Below are 18,172 nucleotides of genomic sequence, written 5' to 3'. Positions count from 1 at the left end.
ACGAGGGCGCTGGGGGCGGAAGGTCGCGTCGCGTTACAGAATGGGCAACTCTGTCGCGCCGACGCGATTTTTTGTGCGTTCGTGAGCACTTTCCGCACATGGCACTCTCCGTATTCGGAGAAGGAAGGTCCAATGCGGACTCGAAGATCCCTGGTCGTCTCCGCGGCCGCCACGGTGCTGCTCGGCACCGTGGTCACCACGGCACCCCCGGCACAGGCCGCACCGGCGCTCCCCACGGGGTTCGCCCTGATCGACACACCCACCGGCCAGCAGGCCGGAGATCTCACCGACGCCGCCTATCTCCCGGACGGAAGCGTGCTGACCACCGGCCGCCTGGGGTCGGTACAGCTGGTACCGCGAGGCGGCCAGCCGGTACAGATCGCCTCACTTCCGGTGCATACCACAGGTTCGCTCGGCCTCACGGGCATCGCGGTGGCACCGGACTTCATCACCAGCCGAACGGTCTATACCACTCGGGCACTCGCGACCAGTACGTCCACCCAGGTGTTCCGCCTCAGCAAATGGCGGGCGGACGGCGTGGGCGCACCGACGGGACTCACGGACGAGACCCCCGTCCTGGAGTTCCCGGTCAACGCCGACAGCAAGGGGATCCAGGACGTTGTCGTGGATCCCGGCGGCGATGTCCTCTGGGTCGCTGTCGGGGACAACGCGACCGTTCAAGCTCCGGCCGGTGCGACCAAGGACAACGTGGACAAGTTCGCCCTGCGAGCACTGGACCCGGCTCAACCAACGGGCAAGGTACTTCGCGTCGGCACGGACGGCAAAGGGCGGGTGGACAACCCGTTCTACGACCCGGGGGCTCCGACGTCCTGGCGTAGCCGCAACTACACGAGCGGACTGCGCGACCCTCGGATCGCGGTGGATCCGCGAGGCGGTGTCGTCGTCACCGACATCGGCTGGGCGGCCCGCAGCGAAGCGAATCTCGCCTTCCCCGGCCAGAACTTGAAATGGCCGTGCTGGGAAGGGACCACGCGTGCGCCTGGCTATCGCGACCTCCCGGAATGCGCGAACGTCGCGAACTCCGCACCGCTCAGTGAGGCGACCCAGGGAGCGACGGATACCCTCGTCGGCGGAGTTCCCTACACCGGGACTTCGTATCCTGAGGTTTATCGGGGACTTCATTTCGTAGCCAACAAGAGCGGTCACACGCTTTCGACTTTCGCGTTCGACGCCGGGGGCAAGGCCACCCAGGCGATCAACGCGATCGCCTCCGACATCGGCGATCCGGTCTCCGTCCTGACGGCACCGAACGGCGACATCGTGCTGGCCGACTCCGCATCTTCCAAACTGCGAAGGTTGAGCTACAAGCAGGCGAACAAGGCTCCCGTCGCGGCGTTCACCGGAACCGTGACGCCGGCCATGAAGAAGATCTCACTCGACGCGGGCGGGTCGAGTGACCCGGACCTGGACTCCCTCGACTACCAATGGACCTTCGGGGACGGCACCACCGGTAACGGGCAGGCCGTGGAACACACGTACTCGACCGGCGACGTGGTGACGGTCAGTCTCACGGTGAGCGACGCGCACGGTGCGGTGACGAACACCAGCCAGACCTTCGTTCCCGGTGAAGCCACCCCTACGCTCTCGCTCGCGGCTCCTGACCCGAACACCGTCTTTTCCGGCGGCGAAACAGTCTCCGTGGGTGCTTCGGCCGAGGACCCCACCGATGGACCGCTGACCGTGAAGTGGCGGGCCGAGCGGATGCGTTGTCCCCAGAGCAACGCCTGCGAATACACCACGCTGCGTACTGGCACGGGCCCCACCTTCCCGTTCGCCTTCCCGAACGAAACCGACACCCGTGTCGTGGTCACCGCGACGGCGGAGAACAGCCGCGGCGTCATCACGAGTCAGCGGTACACCGTCAACCCCCGGACGGCTCGGTTGTCCGTGGTCGGCAGCCGTCCGGCGCGGGTCAAGATCGGGGTGAACGAAAGCGCCGACCGGCTGGTGACCGTGAACTCCTCCGTCCAGATCTCCGCTCCTCCCAAATCCCTGGACGCGGCTAACTTCGTCAAGTGGCCGGACAACCAGAGCACCGAGCCGGTCCGTCAGGTCCAGATGCCCGTCGCGGGGCTCACCCTCCGTGCGGAGTACCAGACCCCTATCCAGAAGCGCTACGCGGACGAGGCTCCTATCCGGACGCTCGTAGGCACCCCGGTGGGGTTGGAGCTCATCGAAGGCGACGGGCACTGGCAGCTGTACACCTCGGGCCGTCTGTATTGGACGGAGCAGTACGGCACCAGAGCGGTCGCCGGAGAGATCCTGACCAAGTACGTCACGCTCGGCGCCCATGCCTTCCTGGGGTCTCCGAAGACCGACGAGCTCGTGGCCAGAGCGAACAATGGCCGCTACAACGACTTCGTGGGTGGTCCGCTTACCGGTGACGCCTCGATCTACTGGACCTCGAGTATCGGGGCCATGGCGATCTACGGCGACATCCGGGCGAAGTGGATCGCGACCAACGGTGAGGCAGGGCCGCTCGGTTTCCCGACCACCGACCAGTTGACGACGCCGGACGGGATCGGCCGCGTCAACCACTTCAACAACAACAACGCCTCGATCTACTGGACCGCGGCGACCGGCGCGCACTACGTCATGGGCCGGATCTGGCAGAAGTGGCGTTCGCTGGGTTGGGAAGTGTACTTCGGTTATCCGACCACCGATGAGGTGGCTACGCCGGACGGAGTCGGCCGGTATACCCACTTCAGTGGGAACGGCTCGATCTATTGGTCGCCGTCGACGGACGCCTTCGAGATCCACGGATCGATCCGTGATCGCTACAAGGCGATCGGCTGGGAGAACGGAGTCGGCTATCCCATTACCGACGAGACGTGGACGCCCGGGAGCACCGGGAAGTACAACCACTTCCGCCAGGGCGGCTTCGATCACTCGATCTACTGGCGTGCGGGGACGAACGTCGCCTGGGAGGTCAAGGGGATGATCCGGCTGCGCTGGCGGGATCTCGGCTGGGAAACGTCGTATCTCGGCTTCCCAACCAGCGGTGAGTACAACATCCCGACCGGTAAGCGCAGTGACTTCCAGTACGGCTACATCACCTACAACGGATCGACGGGAGCGATCGAAGACCGTCGGTACTGAGTGAACTCGAGAACGCCGGTGCGGCCCGCAAAGGTCGCACCGGCGTTTCGCTGTCTACAGCCGTCCGCCCGAAGTCGTGTCGCCCGAAAGTCGTTGCGCCAGGTAGACCGGCACCGTCGAAGCCAGGATCAGCACCGCCGCCACGACGTTGACGATCGGTGCCTGGTTCGGCCGGAAGAGGTTGTTCAGGATCCAGATCGGCAGGGTCTCCAGTCCGGTCCCGAGGGTGAACGTCGTGACGATGATTTCGTCGAACGACAGCGCGAAGGCGAGCAGGCCGCCGGCCAGCAGGGCCGAACGCAGCATCGGGAAGGTCACCAGCCGGAACGTCGTGAGCCCGTCCGCGCCGAGGTCCATCGACGCCTCTTCCAGGTTTCCGCCCATGCGCCGCAGGCGCGCGACGACGTTGTTGAACACCACCACGATGCAGAACGTCGCGTGCGCGACGATCGCGGTGAACAGGCCTAGGTCGATGCCGAGGATCGTGCGGAAGGCGTTGTTCAGCGCGATACCGGTGACGATGCCGGGCAGCGCGATCGGCAGGATGATCAGCAGCGACACCTGGTTGCGGCCGAAGAAGCGGTACTTCTGCAGCGCGAAGGCCGCCATCGTGCCGAGTACCAAGGCGACCGCGGTCGCCGCGAGTCCTGCTTGGACACTCGTGCCCAGCGCGTTCAGCGCGCCTTCGTTCTCGGCGGCCCGGCTCCACCATTCGAGGGTGAAGCTGGACGGCGGCCAGCCGAAGGTGGTGTCCGCGTTGAAGGAATTGAGCAGTACCACCAGCAGCGGGAAGTAGATGACCGCGAGGCCGAGCACGAGCGCCGCGAGCAGAAGGTATTTGGTCGTACGGGAAAGCCGCATCGCGCGCTCCTACAGGTTGTCCAGCGCGCCCGTGCGGCGCACGGCGGCGAGGTAGGCGAGCATGATCACCACGGGCACGGTCGCGACGGTCGCCGCGAACGGCAGGTTGTTGGCCGCGCCGATGTTGTCGTAGACGACGTTGCCGAGCATCTGCGACGTGCCGCCGACGATCTTCACCGCGATGTAGTCGCCCAGCGACAACGAGAACGTGAAGATCGAGCCGGCGACGACGGCCGGGAAGGTCACCGGCAGCACCACCGAGCGAAATGTCCTGAACGGCCGGGCGCCGAGGTCGCCCGAGGCGTCCACCAGGGAGTTCGGCAGCCGTTCCAAGCCCGCGTAGATCGGCAGGATCATGTACGGCAGCCACAGATACGACAGGGTGATCACGGTCGCGAGCACGCCGTAGCCGGGGGCGTCGAGGCCGAACGGGTCGAGCAGCCAGTGCAGGACACCGTTGCCGGACAACATGGTCCGCCACGCGTAGGCCTTCACCAGGTAGCTCGCCCACAGCGGCGTCATCACGGCGATCACCAGGAGCCGCCGTGCCCTAGGCGAGGCGAATTTGGCCATGTAGAACGCCATCGGGAAGGTGATGATCGCGGTGACCACCGTGACCAGCACGGCGATCCCGACCGTCCGGAGGGTGATCGTGCGGTACACCGCATCACTGAACAGGGTGACGAAGTTGTTCAGCGACCACTCGGTCACGACCTGGCCGGTGAAGACGTCGGTGCTCCAAAACGCGGTCACGAACAACGCGGCCAGCGCGCCGAGGTAGGCGAGGCCGAGCCACAGCATCGGCGCGGACAGCAGGATGCCCAGGCGCAGCTTGGGTTTGCGGAACAGGAAGGCGGAGGCTTTCCGCCTCGGTGAATCGAGGGTGGTCGTCATCGTTTTTCCACTCAGTCAGGCGAAGCCTGTCCGTTGAGGGTGGTGGTGGGGCGGGGTCCGGGCTTGCGGGGGATGGGACCGGGAGCGGCTGGCGTGGGGGGCCCACCGGCCGCTCCCGGAGTTCGGGAGGTCAGCCCTTGATCTCGGTCCAGGCGCGGGTCCACTCGCCGTAGTCCTTGCACTTGACGTCGGTGCGGCCGTCGAGGCATTGCGTGATCGGCGTCGTCCAGTACTGGATCTTCGAGGCGTACGCGGCGTCACCGGCGTGGTAGGTCTCGCAGTGCGCCTTGTTCTTGGTTTCGGCGCACGCCTTGGGGCTCGAGGGCGATTCACCGAAGTACTCGGCGACCTGAGCGTTCGCCTTCGGGCTGACGATGTGGTTCAGCCACTTGTAGGAGCACGTCTTGTGCGGCGACTTCGCCGACACCATCCAGGTGTCCGACCAGCCGGTCGCGCCTTCGGACGGCAGTACGGATTCGACCGGCGCGCCTTCGCTCTTGGTCAAGTTCACCGTCACCTGCCAGGCGGTGCCGACGACGGCGTCGCCGCTCTTGAGCGCCTGGCTTTCCTTCAGGTAGTCCGACCAGTACTCCCCGACCATCGGCCGCTGCTGCTTGAGCAGGTCGACGGCGGCCTGGAACTGCTTGTCGTCCAAGGCGTACGGGTTCTTGATACCGAGTTCGGGCTTGTGCGTCTGCAGGTACAGCGCCGCGTCGGCGATGTAGATCGGCGAGTCGTACGCGGAGATCTTGCCCTTGTACGGGCTGTTCGCGTCGAACATGACCGACCACGACGTCGGAGCCGGGGTCACCTTGTCGGTGCGCCAGGTGAGCAGGTTCGCGCCCCAGCCGTGCGGCACACCGTAGGACACGTTGCCAACGCTGTTCCACGGGCGGTTCTTGAGGAAGTCGAAGACGTCCGCGTAGTTCGGCACGAGCGCGGTGTTCACCGGTTCGACGTCTCCGGACGCGATGAGCCGCAGCGAAGCGTCACCGGAGGCGGAGACGACGTCGTACTGTCCGGTCCTCATCAGGCTCACGGCCTCGTCGGAGGTGCCGAACGCCTTGACGTTGACCTTGCAGCCGGTCTCCTTCTCGAACCCGGTGACCCAGTCGATGGCCGGGTCGTTGGAGCCGTTCTCCGCGTATCCGGGCCAGGCCAGCACGTTGACCTGGCCTTCCGGCTGGCCGAGCTGCGCGAGCGCGTCGAGCTTCGGCGGGGTGAAGCCCTGTCCGCCGGGCGCGGCGGTGTTCGAGCTGGATCCGGAGGTTCCGCAGGCGGCCACGAGCAGACCGGCGCCGAGCAGGCAGGCGAGCGCGAGTTTCCTGTTCTTCATTGAACAACCTTTCGGTGCTGGGGAGGCTAACCGGCGTCGGGGACGCGGAAGCTGTGTTCGTGCCGCCAGCTCAGGCGGACGCGGCCGCCCTCGAAGTCCGCGGGCTCGGCGGTGTTCTGCCGGACCACGGAGAGCTGGCCGCCGGCGTCGAGGGTGACCTCGTAGCGCACGGTCGCGCCGGCGTAGACGGTGTTGGTGACGGTGCCGGTGGCGCTGGTCTCGCCGACCTCGGCGGATTTCGAGAGATCGGCGTCGATGCGGATCTTTTCGGGGCGGATGCTGAACACACCGGGTTTGCCGATGATGTTCTCGGCGCCGCCGCCCCTGAGCAGGTTCGAGGTGCCGACGAATCCGGCGACGAACGCCGACGCGGGCCGTTCGTAGACCTCGACCGGTGAGCCGACCTGTTCGATGCGGCCGGCGTTGAACACCGCGATGCGGTCGCTCATCGTCAAGGCCTCGTCCTGGTCGTGGGTGACGAAGATGAAGGTGATGCCGACCTCGCGCTGGATCTGCTTCAGCTCGGTCTGCATGGTGTGGCGCAGTTTTAGGTCGAGCGCGCCGAGCGGTTCGTCGAGCAGGAGCACCTTCGGCCGGTTGACCAGCGCCCTGGCGAGGGCGACCCGCTGCCGCTGGCCGCCGGAGAGCTGGTGTGGTTTGCGCTCACCGAACTCGCCGAGCCGGACAGTGTCGAGAGCCTCCTTCGCGCGTTGACGCCGCTCCGCGCGGGGAACGCGTTTCACCCGGAGGCCGTACTCGACGTTCTGCCGCACGGTCATGTGCGGGAAGAGCGCGTAGTCCTGGAAGACGGTGTTGACGTCGCGGTCGAAGGGTGCCAGGCGGCTGACGTCGCGGCCGTGGAGTTCGATCGTGCCCGCCGTCGGCAGTTCGAAGCCGGCGATCATGCGGAGCACGGTCGTCTTGCAGGAGCCGGACGGGCCGAGCATCGAGAAGAACTCGCCGGGCGGGATGTCGAGGTCGACGCCGTCGACCGCGTGGACCTGGCCGAACTCCTTGCGCAACCCGCGTATCCGGATGGCCGGAATGCCGCCTCCACCTGCGGAAGTGATAGCAAAGGTCCCTTGCTCCCCCTCGGCGGAGGCGGTGGGCACTTGATGAGGCATGGTGTGCCTTTCGGTGGTCGTCACAGCGCGCTCATCACGTGCTTGACGCGGGTGTAGTCCTCGAGGCCGTAGAGCGAGAGGTCCTTGCCGTAGCCGGACTTCTTGAAGCCGCCGTGCGGCATTTCGGCGACCAGCGGGATGTGCGTGTTGATCCACACGCAGCCGAAGTCGAGCTTTGCGGCCAGCCGCATCGCCCGCTGGTGGTCGGTGGTCCACACCGACGACGCGAGCGCGTACTCGACGCCGTTGGCCGCGGCGAGCGCTTCGGCTTCGCTCTCGAAACGCTGCACGGTGATGACTGGGCCGAAGATCTCCGTCTGGCTGATCTCGTCGTCCTGGCGGACGCCGGAGATCACCGTCGGTTCGTAGAAGTAACCCTCGTCCCCATGCCGCTTTCCTCCACAGTGGACCATCGCGTGCGCGGGCAGGCGGTCGACGAAACCGGCGACCCGGTCGAGCTGGGCGGCGTTGTTGAGCGGTCCGTAGCTGACCGACGTGTCGTCGGGTTTGCCGGTGGTGGTCGCCCGCGCCTGCCTGGTGAGGGCCGCGACGAACGCGTCGTGGACTTCGCCGGCGACCAGGACACGCGTCGCCGCCGTACAGTCCTGGCCCGCATTGAAGTACCCGGCGGCGGCGATGCCTTCCGCGGCCGCTTCGATGTCGGCGTCGGCGAAGACGACTACGGGCGCTTTACCACCGAGCTCGAGGTGTACGCGCTTCACGTCCTTCGCGGCCGAAGCGGCGACTTCGATCCCGGCGCGCACGGAGCCGGTGATGGACACCATCGCGGGGATCTCGTGCTCGACGAGCGCCCGGCCGGTGTCGCGGTCGCCGCAGATCACGTTGAGCACGCCGGGTGGCAGGAATTCGGCGCAGATCTCGGCGAGGAGCAGGGTCGACGCGGGCGTCGTGTCGGCCGGTTTGAGCACCACGGTGTTCCCCGCGGCGAGCGCCGGAGCGATCTTCCAGACCGCCATGAGGAGCGGATAGTTCCACGGCGTAACCTGCGCGCACACGCCGATCGGTTCTCGGCGGACGAAAGAGGTATGTCCTTCCATGTACTCGCCCGCCGACCGTCCTTCGAGGACACGCGCGGCCCCCGCGAAGAACCGCAACTGGTCGACGATCATCGGCAGTTCTTCGGCCGCGGTGAGCGCGACCGGCTTGCCGGTGTCCGCCGATTCGACGAGCACGATGCCGTCCGCGCGCGCTTCGACGGCGTCCGCGATCTTCAGCAGCGCGAGCTGGCGCTGCGCGGGCGTGGTCTCACGCCAGTGTTCGAAGGCGGCGGCCGCGACCTTGAGCGCGCGGTCGACATCCTCAGGGCCGGCGACGGCGGCGGTGCAGTACGGGCGGCCGGTGACGGGATCGACGATGTCGGCGACCGCGTCCGACGCGGATCCGGTGTACTCACCGCCGATGAAGTGCTTCAACTGCTGCACGAGACCTCCAGGGCCTGGGGGCGTGAGGCGATAGCAAAGGTCCCTTGCTCCCTTTTGGGGCGGCGAGAGAGCTGAAACATATAAGTCCAGATGTTAAATGACAAGACGATGGGGCAAGATTGGTTCCATCAGGTAGTAGTTCGGGCGAAGGGCCACCATGCGTAAGGGGATGTCGCACAGCGCGCGATCAGCGATGTTCGCGCCGCTCGACCAGATCGGCCGGGCGGAAGCGGTCACCGCGCGGCTGGTCGACGCCATCACGCTCGGGCTGCTGGCCGACTCGGAACAACTGCCGAGCGAAGCCGAGCTGGCTGCCCAGTTCGGCGTCTCCACCGTGACGGTCCGCGAAGCGCTTGTGGCCTTGCGACAGCAGGGGCTTGTCGAGACGCGACGCGGCCGAGGCGGCGGAAGCTTCGTGAAGACGCCTGCCAACCCTTCGACCGCTTCGTGGCGAGAGCGTCTTCGCACGGTTTCGCTGTCCGAGCTTCGCGACGTCGGCGATCACTACCTCGCCATCGCGGGCGCCGCGGCCAAACTCGCCGCCGAACGGAGTTCGCCCGAAGACATCGAGCGGCTCGAACTGGCGACCGAGGACATCCGCACCGCCACCGGCGCGGAGGCGTCGCGCGCCGAGCGCCAGTTCCATCTCGAAGTCGCCGCGGCCGCCCAGTCGCCCCGGCTGACCAGGGAAGAAGTGCAGTTGCAGAGCGAGCGCGGCGGGCTGCTCTGGCTGCCGCTCGAACCGCACGGCACCCGCGAGAACGCCTACGCCGAACACCGCGCGATCGCCGCCGCGATCGCCCAGGGTGACGGCGAGCTTGCCAGGAAGCTCACCGAGGAGCACATCCTTGATGCGATAGACCGGCTGGCGGACGTGCATTTAGACCTTCTGGCCCCTTAAGCTGCGGCATCCGCGCATCCGAGGTGAGCATCTTGAACGACACACCGTCCGCCGGTTCCGAAGTCGTCGAACAGGTATCCGCACTGGTCGAGGACGTCTTCGGCCGGCTGAAGCCGGTTCTGGCCGGCGCCGAGGGGCTCCTGGCCACATCCGCCGATGCCACCGCCGAAGACCTGACCCGGCTCCGGCCGCAGGTCTTCGACGTTCTCGGCGGGCTGGTCGTCGGCGCCGGGTTCATCAGCGCCCCGAACACGCTGGCCGATCAGGAATTCGGCTTCGAATGGTGGACCGAGACCGGCGACGCCGAGCCGGTGCGGCTCGTCATCAGCCTCGATCCGGGCAGCGACAACTTCCTCGACTACACCAGGCAGTCGTGGTTCACCGTCCCGCGTGACACCGGCCGCCGCCACATCAACGGCCCGTACGTCGACTACCTCTGCACCGACGAGTACACGCTGACCTTCACCGTTCCCGTCCAGCGCGGCGGGGCATTCGCGGGGGTCGTCGGCGCGGACATCTACGTGCGCGAGGTCGAGCGCCTGCTGCAGCCGAAGCTGCGCGCACTCGGCGGACGAGCGGCACTGGTCAACGCGCAGGGCCGGGTGATCGTGTCGAACAACGCGCGGCAGGCGACCGGGTCGCTGGTCCGCGAGGTCGACGTCCCGGCATGGTGGTCCTCCGGCGCGGCGCCGGTCACGACGGAGACCGGCACGCACCTGCGGCGCTGCGGGGACTCACCGATCGCCTTGGTCAGGTCCGAGCGCTGACCTGCAGCGCGACCCAGAATTCGGCGCGCACCCCGGGTGAATCGAGATCCCGGCCGGTCAGTTCGGCGACCTTGCGCATGCGGTTGCGCAAGGTGTGCCGGTGGACGCCGAGCCGCGCGGACGCCAGATCCCAGTGACCGTGGTGTTCGAGCCAGCAGGTCAGCGAGGCGACCAGTTCGCCCCGGCCCGTTTCGTCGTGTTGCCGCAGCGGCGCCAGCAGGCTGTCCGCGAACGCTTGCGCCGCTTGGGAATCGACCATCTCCAGGAATCCGCGCCCGGCGTGCTCCGCGAACCGGACCAGCGGGGATCGCTCGGCCTTGGCCACTTCCGCCGCTTGCTTCGCCTGCCGGAGCCCAGCCGGGAAGTCCACTGTGGACACCGGTTCGGACAGCCCGGCGTGCAGGCCGCCGATCCGGGAAGCCTGCCGGGCGACCGCCTCCACGTCGCCGAGCGCGACCACGAACGCCCCGGACTCGCCGAAGAACAACTTCTCCCGGGTCACTTCGGCGTCGAGCGCGTCAGCGAGCGATCGGCGCGCGCCCGCGGTACCGGCGACGACCAGAACGGACCACGGCGCTTCCGGAACGCCGCCCCAGAGCGACTTCATCGTCCGCGTCGCGAGTTCGCTGTGCCCCGCGGCAAGCAGGTCGCACAGTCCCGACCTCAGCAGGCGCAAGGCACCGATGTGCTCACGATTCTGTTCCAGGGCAAGGGAAAGCAAGGACACCGCGGTGTTGACGATGTGCTGGCCCGCGGCGTCGAGCGGCTCAGGGGTGCCGACGGCGAGCACGCCCCGCGCACGGGTGTCGAGCGTCTGCAGGACGATCTCGTAGTCCCCCGCCACCGTCACCAGCGTGCCCGCGCGCAGCCGCGCGAGGTCTTCCCGGATTTCGTCGGCGAAAGGGCGCGCGGATGCCGACGAAGCCTCGGTGATCGCACCCGAAGAGTCGAGCAGGAGCACCCAGCCGTCGACCAGCTTCGCCAGTTTTCGCACCACCCCACCGGGACCGCCCTTGCCGACGGCCGTCCTGGTCAGTTCCTGCTGTCCCTTGCCGGTGCGTACGAGCGAGGCGTACTCGTCGGCGGCGACCGCGCTGGAAACCGCGCGCGTGATCGCGATGAACGGCGTCTTCCTCGGCACTTCGAGCACCGGGAGCCCGACCTCTTCCGCGGTGTCCACAAGGGACCGCGGGATGCTTTCGTGGCTGAGGCCGACTCCGAAACCGAGACCCGCCACGCCCGCGTCGACGAGTCTCCGGATGTACCCGGGTGACGTGGTCTCATCGAGGGCGAGGCCGGTGGTCAGCAGCAGTTCGCCGCCTTCGAGGAAGGCCTGCGGATCGGTCAGTTCGGTGGGGTGGACCCAGCCGATCGCCCGGCCGAGCCCCGCCTCCGCCGCGCGCACGCGCAGGCCGAGCGGGCGTTCGGCCACGAGGGCGGCGAGAGTCAGTGCCATGTTGTCCAACTCTACGCCTCGATATCGACAAGATGTCGAGCTGACGCCGCCCGATGCGGCTCTCATCCTGGAGGGCGACCCCGTCCCTCGCGCCCGCAGGAGTTTGGCCGTGACCGTCACCACCGAGACCCAGCGCAGGCTGCGCACCGAGATCCCCGGCCCCGCCTCGCGCGCCCTGCAGGAGCGACGCGCGGCCGTCGTCGCCGCGGGTGTGAGCTCGGTGCTGCCCGTCTACGTCACCTCGGCCGAGGGTGGCCTGCTCACCGACGCGGACGGCAACGTCCTGATCGACTTCGGTTCCGGCATCGCGGTGACCAACGTCGGCCACGCCGCCCCCGCCGTCGTCGACCGGGTCCGCGAGCAGGTGGGCCGGTTCACGCACACGTGTTTCATGGTCACGCCGTACGAGGGGTACGTCGAGGTGTGTGAAGCACTCGACAAGCTGACTCCGGGAACACACGAGAAGCGTTCGGTGCTGTTCAACTCCGGCGCCGAGGCCGTCGAGAACGCGGTGAAGATCGCGCGCGCCGCGACCGGGCGCCAGGCGGTCGTCGTGTTCGACCACGCCTACCACGGCCGGACCAACCTGACGATGGCGCTGACCGCGAAGTCCGTCCCCTACAAGCACGGTTTCGGTCCGTTCGCGCCCGAGGTCTACCGCGTGCCGGGGTCGTACCCGTACCGCGACGGTCTGTCCGGTCCCGAAGCGGCGCGGATCGCCATCGACCGCATCGAGAAGCAGATCGGCGGCGATCAGGTCGCGGCCGTCGTATTGGAGCCGGTGCAGGGGGAGGGCGGCTTCATCGAGCCCGCTCCCGGCTTCCTTCCCTCGCTTTCCCGCTGGTGCACCGAGAACGGCGTCGTGTTCGTCGCCGACGAAGTGCAGACCGGGTTCTGCCGCACCGGCGAGTGGTTCGCGTCCACGCACGAAGACGTCGTTCCGGACCTGATCGCCACCGCGAAGGGCATCGCGGGTGGGCTGCCGCTCGCCGCCGTCACCGGCCGCGCGGAACTGCTCGACGCCGTCCCGCCGGGCGGGCTCGGCGGCACCTACGGCGGTAACCCGATCGCGTGCGCCGCGGCGCTCGGCTCGATCGAGACCATGCGCCAGGAGAACCTCGCGGCGTCGGCGAAACGCATCGGGAACACGGTGCTGCCGCGACTGCGGGCGCTGGCCGAGGAGACCGGCGTGATCGGCGACGTCCGCGGCCGCGGCGCGATGCTCGCCGCCGAGTTCGTGAAGCCGGGCACCACCGAACCCGACGCCGACCTGACCAAGCGGGTCGCGCAGGCCTGCCACCAGGCAGGCGTCGTCGTCCTCACCTGCGGCACCTACGGCAACGTCGTCCGCCTGCTGCCGCCGCTGTCCCTGACCACCGAACTGCTCGACGAGGGACTGTCCGTCCTCGAGCACGCTGTCCGCACGGAGGCATCCAAGTGACCCCATTCCCTTACTGGGTAGCCGGAAAGCCGGTCACCAGCGACGAGACCGTTGTCGTCCGTCACTCCTTCGACGGAAGCGAGGCGGGGTCGCACCATGTTCCGTCCGCTTCGGACATCGAGACCGCTGTCCAGGCCGCGCACGACGTCCAGGACGAGTTCGCGACGCTGCCCGCACACGTCCGGGCGGGCGCGTTGGACCACGTGTCCCGAGTTCTGGGTGAGCGGTCCGAAGAGATCGCGCAGCTGATCACCGCCGAGTCCGGCAAGCCGCTGAAGTGGGCGCGCGGCGAGATCGGACGCGCGGCGTCGACGTTCCGCTGGGCCGCCGAGGAGGCGCGCCGGTTCTCCGGTGATCTGCAGCGGCTCGACACCGACCCGGGCGGCATCGGACGGCTCGCGCTGGTGCGCCGGGTGCCGAAGGGCCCGGTGCTGGGCATCACGCCGTTCAACTTCCCGCTGAACCTGGTGGCGCACAAGGTCGCGCCGGCGATCGCGGTCGGCGCGCCGATCGTGCTCAAGCCCGCGCCCGCGACGCCGCTGACCGCGCTGCTGCTCGGCGAGATTCTCGCCGAGACCGGCCTGCCCGCCGGAAGCTGGTCGATCCTCCCGGTGAGCAACGAGGAATCGGCTCGGCTGGTGGCCGACCCGCGGCTGCCGGTCGTCTCGTTCACCGGCTCCGTGCCGGTGGGCTGGGGCATCCGGGACAGCGTGCCGCGCAAGCACGTCGCGCTGGAGCTCGGCGGAAACGCGGCGGTGCTCGTCTGTCCGGATTGGACGGACCTGGACTTCGCGGCGCAGCGGATCGCGACGTTCGCGATGTACCAGGCGGGCCAGTCGTGCATCTCGGTGCAGCGCGTGTACGCGCACGCCGACGTCTACGACGAGCTTCGGGCGAAGGTGCTGGAGCAGGTGCGCGCGCTCGGGACCGGCGACCCGCGGACGGACGGCGTGGACGTCGGACCGCTGATCAACACCGCGGCCGCCGAGCGCGTCGAGTCCTGGGTCGCCGCGGCCGTCGACGCCGGTGGCGAACTGCTGACCGGCGGGAAGCGCGACGGCGCGACCGTCGAGCCGACGGTGCTCGCGAACGTGCCGGAGGACGCGTCGGTGATGGCCGACGAGGTCTTCGGGCCGGTCGTGTCGATCACGCGGGTGGAGTCGGTGGACGACGGTGTGCGCCGGATCAACGACTCGCGCTTCGGCCTGCAGGCGGGCGTGTTCACGCGCGACCTGCCGACTGCGTTCGACGTGTCCGCGAAGCTGCGTGTCGGCGGCGTGCTCGTCGGTGATGTTCCGAGCTTCCGGGCCGACCAGATGCCCTACGGCGGCGTGAAGGACTCCGGTGTCGGCCGCGAGGGCCCGGCGTCGGCGATGGCGGACTTCACCGAGGAACGCGTCACCGTCCTGACCGGCCTGACCCTCTGACGCTTCCTCGCAATTCGGCACCTGGTTGCGATGGTTCGGCGCACGGACTATCGCAATCAGGTGCCTAATTGCATGAGGTGGGCGTGGGCTTCGACGAGCGAAGGGCCGTACCAGGTCAGATAGCGCCCGGAGACCAGCACGTGCTTCGCGCCAGGGAACGCTTCGGGGCCGTCGTCCGCAGTGAACTCGTAGGGCTCGTCGGGCAATACGAGCAGGTTCGCCTCTCCGGTCGCGAAGCGCGCTTGGAGCTCGTCGAGCTTCGGGCGCGGGTAGCGCTCTTCGTCGTCCGCATAGGCGTTGCCGATTCCGACGCGATGCAGGACGTCGCCGCCGAAGGTATCCCTGCCGAGCACGATCCACGGTTTCCGCCAGACCGGCACGACCGCCCGGAAACGCCCGGGCAGGGTTTCCCGCCAGATTTCTTCGGCCTCGACCAGCCATTCCGGCTCGGCGAGGTCGTAGGCCTGCGTCAGGATCCGCCGGATCGAGGCGAGCGCGCCGGGCACGGTCGCCGACGCTTTCATCACCCAGACCGAGATCCCGTTGGCGCGCAGTCGTTCCACGTCCTCCGGCCGGTTCTCCTCGGAGTTGGCCAGCACCAGATCCGGTTCGAGTTCGAGCACCTTGTCCACGTTCGGGTACTTCGAGCCGCCCACCCTCGGGACGTCCAGATCGACCGGATGGGTGCAGTAATCCGTGGCGCCCGCGAGCCTTCCCGGCGCGCTCACCTCGACGGCCTCGGTCAGCGACGGCACGAGCGAGACCACCCGCGACGCCGGTTCGCGCAGCGGGACCACTTCACCGAGGTCGTCGATCATGCCCGCTCGAACGACAGTTTCCGCTTGTCGACGTCCACCGCCGTGAGCCGGACGCGGATCCGCTCGCCTTCAGGCAGCTTTTCGCCCGTGCACTTGGACATCACCGGCGGATCCTCCACCAGGATCTCGGCCTTCGTCTCGTCCGCGCGCAGCACGATCGCGCTGAACTCGCCGCCGATGTGCTCGGCCATCACCCAGACCTCGACCTGATCGATGGAAGCCCGTTCGACCTTGGCCGCCAGCGTGTCGGACGCGGACATCTGCTCCGGCACCTCCGAAAGCGCCGCGCGAACCCACTCGGGTACTTCGCGTCCGGCGCTCACGGCGAGACAGATCTCGGTGGCGAACCGGTCGACCAGCCGCCGGATCGGCGCGGTGACGTGGGCGTACGCACCGCCGATCCCGGCGTGCGTGGTCAAGGCGGGCAGTTCGCCGTCGAACGCGGTGTACCCGGCGCCGCGCAAAAGCCTTGTGGTGTCGGCGAAGAGGGCCATGGAAGCCGGCTGGCCGGGATCGAGCGCGGCCAGGAACTCCGACACGCTCTTGCCCTCGGGCCAGCCGATGTTCAGCGCCTGCGCGGACCGGCTCAGCCACTCGACCGCCTCGGCATCGGGCTGGGGCAAGGTGCGCAGGACGCCGATCCCGGCGTCGATCATGATCTTGGCCGCGGCCATGCCGGTGAGCAGCGAAATCTCGGCGTTCCACGCGTCGACGTCGTTGCGCGGCCGCTGGATCAGCGCCCAGCCGCCGTCGGGGTCGCCGCTGATCTCCTGCTCCGGCAACTGCAGTTCGACCGCGCCGCGCCGGATCGCGAGTTCGCGGCGCACGCGGCCCAGTTCCGGCAGCGCGGCGACCGAGGGATGCGGGTCGCCCGCGTCGATCGCGGCCTGGACGGTCTCGTAGTCGAACTGCCCGGTGGACCGGACGAGTGCCCGGCGGACGTTGGTCGCCGTCGGCTCGCCGCTCGCGTCGACGTCGATGGTCCACAGCACGGCGGGCCGGGTCTCCCCCGGCAGCAGGCTCGCCGCGCCCTCGGACAGCACCGGCGGGTGCAGCGGGACGTTCCCGTCGGGCAGGTAGAGCGTCTGCCCGCGGCGCCGCGCCTCCCTGTCGAGCGCGCCACCCGGCGGGATGAACGCGGCCAGATCGGCGATCGCGTAGTGGACCCGGAACCCACCGCCTTCGGCGCGTTCGATCAGCACCGCCTGGTCGAGGTCCTTGGCGCCGGGCGGATCGATGGTGACGAAAGGCAGACCGGTGGCGTCCTCGCGCTCCCCCGCCGACTCGAGCGGGTCGACGACCGCCGCCTCCGCCTCGGCGAGCACGTCGGGCCCGAACGACTCCGGCAGCGAGAACTCGGCCCGCAGGTGACCGAAGTCCCCTCCGGCCGCGTGTGTCCTGATCACGAGTGGAGGCACCACCCAACCCTATCCCGATCCGGCGCCGTTGATCGCTCGTTCGGGTGCGGGCCGGTCGGGTGTACGTTACGGACCGAAATGAAAACCGATACCCTTTTCAAAACGACAGGAAGGGCCGTGGCGTGAAGATCGCATTCGTCGGAAAGGGCGGCAGCGGCAAGACCACGCTGGCGTCGCTGTTCACCGCGTACCTGGCCGGCGCCGGGAAACCGGTACTGGCGATCGACGCGGACATCAACCAGCACCTCGCCGTCGCGCTCGGCGCGAGCGAGGAAGAGGCCATCGCGTGGCCGACACTGGGCGACAACATGGGCCTGATCAAGGAATACCTGCGCGGCGACAACCCGCGGATCGCCGACGCGGCTTCGATGATCAAGACGACGCCGCCGGGGCGTGGGTCGCGGCTGGTCCGGCCGTTCGAGGACAACCCGATCTTCCAGGCGTGTTTCCGCGAGTTCGGGGGCGTGCGGCTCGGCGTCACCGGGCAATTCGACGAGGACGACCTCGGTGTCGCCTGCTACCACTCCAAGGTCGGCGCGGCGGAACTGCTGCTGAACCACATGATCGACGACGCGGGTGAATACGTGGTCATGGACATGACCGCCGGCGCCGACGCGTTCGCGTCCGGCCTGTTCACACGCTTCGACGTGACGTTCCTGGTGTGCGAGCCGACCGTGCGCAGCGTCGGCGTGTACCGGCAGTACGCCGACTACGCGCGGGATTTCGGGGTGCGACTGGTCGTCGTGGGCAACAAGGTCACCGAGGACGAGGACATCGAGTTCCTGCGCGAAGAGGTCGGCGACGCCCTGCTGGGCTGGATGGAGAACTCGCGCCACGTCCGCGCCGCCGAACGCGGCCGCGCGCGCCCGATCGGCGAACTCGAGGCGCACAACCTTCAGACGCTGGGCGCGATGCTCGCGACCGTCGACGGCGAGCGGCGCGACTGGGCCCGCTATCAGCGCCAGGGCGTCGAGTTCCACCTCCGCAACGCGCGGGCATGGGGCAGCGGGCGGGCCGGCGAGGACCTCACGGCACAGGTGGACCCGGAGTTCGTGCTGGGTCCGGCAGGGCGCCTGAGCTGCGAATCGGTTTGAGGCTCGTGAGTGGTAAGAGCCTGTCTTTGATGCCGGTTGCGGGTATGGGTCGGGCCTCTGCTAGTGATCTTGA

Annotated in this window: 14 protein-coding genes; 6 read left to right on the top strand and 8 right to left on the bottom strand. The window is 68.3% G+C overall.

Features of this window, described 5'->3' with window-relative positions:
• Positions 1-132 precede the first annotated feature (132 nt).
• The gene (locus H074_RS37355; RefSeq protein WP_007035294.1) at positions 133-3,120 is read left to right on the top strand and encodes a PQQ-dependent sugar dehydrogenase; all 2,988 of its coding nucleotides are present in this window, start codon (positions 133-135) and stop codon (positions 3,118-3,120) included.
• A 54-nt stretch (positions 3,121-3,174) separates the two neighbouring features.
• Here H074_RS37355 and H074_RS37350 read toward each other — a convergent pair whose 3' ends face one another.
• The 5 genes from H074_RS37350 to H074_RS37330 form a co-directional block, all read right to left on the bottom strand.
• Complete coding sequence (locus H074_RS37350) at positions 3,175-3,981, bottom strand: ABC transporter permease (protein ID WP_007035293.1); 807 nt, start codon at positions 3,979-3,981, stop codon at positions 3,175-3,177.
• 9 nt (positions 3,982-3,990) lie between these two features.
• Positions 3,991-4,875 carry an ABC transporter permease gene (locus tag H074_RS37345; protein ID WP_007035292.1) on the bottom strand — a complete coding sequence of 295 codons (885 nt, stop codon included), beginning with the start codon at positions 4,873-4,875 and terminating at the stop codon, positions 3,991-3,993.
• Between the two features lie 130 nt (positions 4,876-5,005).
• Positions 5,006-6,211: an ABC transporter substrate-binding protein gene (locus H074_RS37340; protein WP_007035291.1), complete on the bottom strand. Its 1,206-nt coding sequence runs from the start codon at positions 6,209-6,211 to the stop codon at positions 5,006-5,008.
• A 26-nt stretch (positions 6,212-6,237) separates the two neighbouring features.
• Positions 6,238-7,335, bottom strand: coding sequence for an ABC transporter ATP-binding protein (locus tag H074_RS37335; protein ID WP_039924490.1), 1,098 nt, complete (start codon positions 7,333-7,335; stop codon positions 6,238-6,240).
• Between the two features lie 20 nt (positions 7,336-7,355).
• Positions 7,356-8,777, bottom strand: a complete 1,422-nt coding sequence (locus H074_RS37330) for a gamma-aminobutyraldehyde dehydrogenase (protein ID WP_007035289.1) — start codon at positions 8,775-8,777, stop codon at positions 7,356-7,358.
• A gap of 157 nt (positions 8,778-8,934) precedes the next feature.
• Here H074_RS37330 and H074_RS37325 point away from each other — a divergent pair, with 157 nt between their 5' ends.
• Positions 8,935-9,678 carry a FadR/GntR family transcriptional regulator gene (locus tag H074_RS37325; RefSeq protein WP_039924483.1) on the top strand — a complete coding sequence of 248 codons (744 nt, stop codon included), beginning with the start codon at positions 8,935-8,937 and terminating at the stop codon, positions 9,676-9,678.
• Positions 9,679-9,710: 32 nt separating this feature from the next.
• Entirely contained in the window at positions 9,711-10,445 is a 735-nt protein-coding gene (locus tag H074_RS37320) for a cache domain-containing protein (protein WP_007035287.1), read from the top strand.
• Here H074_RS37320 and H074_RS37315 read toward each other — a convergent pair.
• Entirely contained in the window at positions 10,429-11,901 is a 1,473-nt protein-coding gene (locus H074_RS37315) for a PucR family transcriptional regulator (RefSeq protein WP_039924480.1), read from the bottom strand. The two genes, H074_RS37320 and H074_RS37315, sit on opposite strands and share 17 nt — an antisense overlap.
• 109 nt (positions 11,902-12,010) lie before the next feature.
• Between H074_RS37315 and gabT the strand changes: the two genes are divergently transcribed.
• Together gabT and H074_RS37305 are read left to right on the top strand one after the other, a co-directional pair.
• Entirely contained in the window at positions 12,011-13,342 is a 1,332-nt protein-coding gene (gabT, locus tag H074_RS37310; protein WP_007035285.1) for a 4-aminobutyrate--2-oxoglutarate transaminase, read from the top strand.
• Positions 13,339-14,769 carry an aldehyde dehydrogenase family protein gene (locus H074_RS37305; RefSeq protein WP_007035284.1) on the top strand — a complete coding sequence of 477 codons (1,431 nt, stop codon included), beginning with the start codon at positions 13,339-13,341 and terminating at the stop codon, positions 14,767-14,769. The genes gabT and H074_RS37305 overlap by 4 nt, the downstream gene beginning before the upstream one ends.
• Positions 14,770-14,825: 56 nt before the next feature.
• Here the strand turns inward: H074_RS37305 and H074_RS37300 are convergent, their stop codons facing one another.
• Positions 14,826-15,587, bottom strand: coding sequence for a helical backbone metal receptor (locus H074_RS37300; RefSeq protein ID WP_007035283.1), 762 nt, complete (start codon positions 15,585-15,587; stop codon positions 14,826-14,828).
• A complete protein-coding gene (locus H074_RS37295) occupies positions 15,584-16,993 on the bottom strand; it encodes an RNB domain-containing ribonuclease (RefSeq protein ID WP_039924478.1) in 1,410 nt (469 codons plus the stop codon). The genes H074_RS37300 and H074_RS37295 overlap by 4 nt, the downstream gene beginning before the upstream one ends.
• A 134-nt stretch (positions 16,994-17,127) precedes the next feature.
• Between H074_RS37295 and H074_RS37290 the strand changes: the two genes are divergently transcribed.
• Entirely contained in the window at positions 17,128-18,099 is a 972-nt protein-coding gene (locus H074_RS37290) for an ATP-binding protein (protein WP_007035281.1), read from the top strand.
• The last annotated feature ends 73 nt before the right edge of the window (positions 18,100-18,172 follow it).

This window comes from Amycolatopsis decaplanina DSM 44594 (genome assembly GCF_000342005.1).
GTDB classification, from domain to species: Bacteria; Actinomycetota; Actinomycetes; order Mycobacteriales; family Pseudonocardiaceae; genus Amycolatopsis; species Amycolatopsis decaplanina.
The sequence above is the reverse complement of the archived record's forward strand: the minus strand, read 5'-3'. Positions and strand labels throughout refer to the sequence as shown.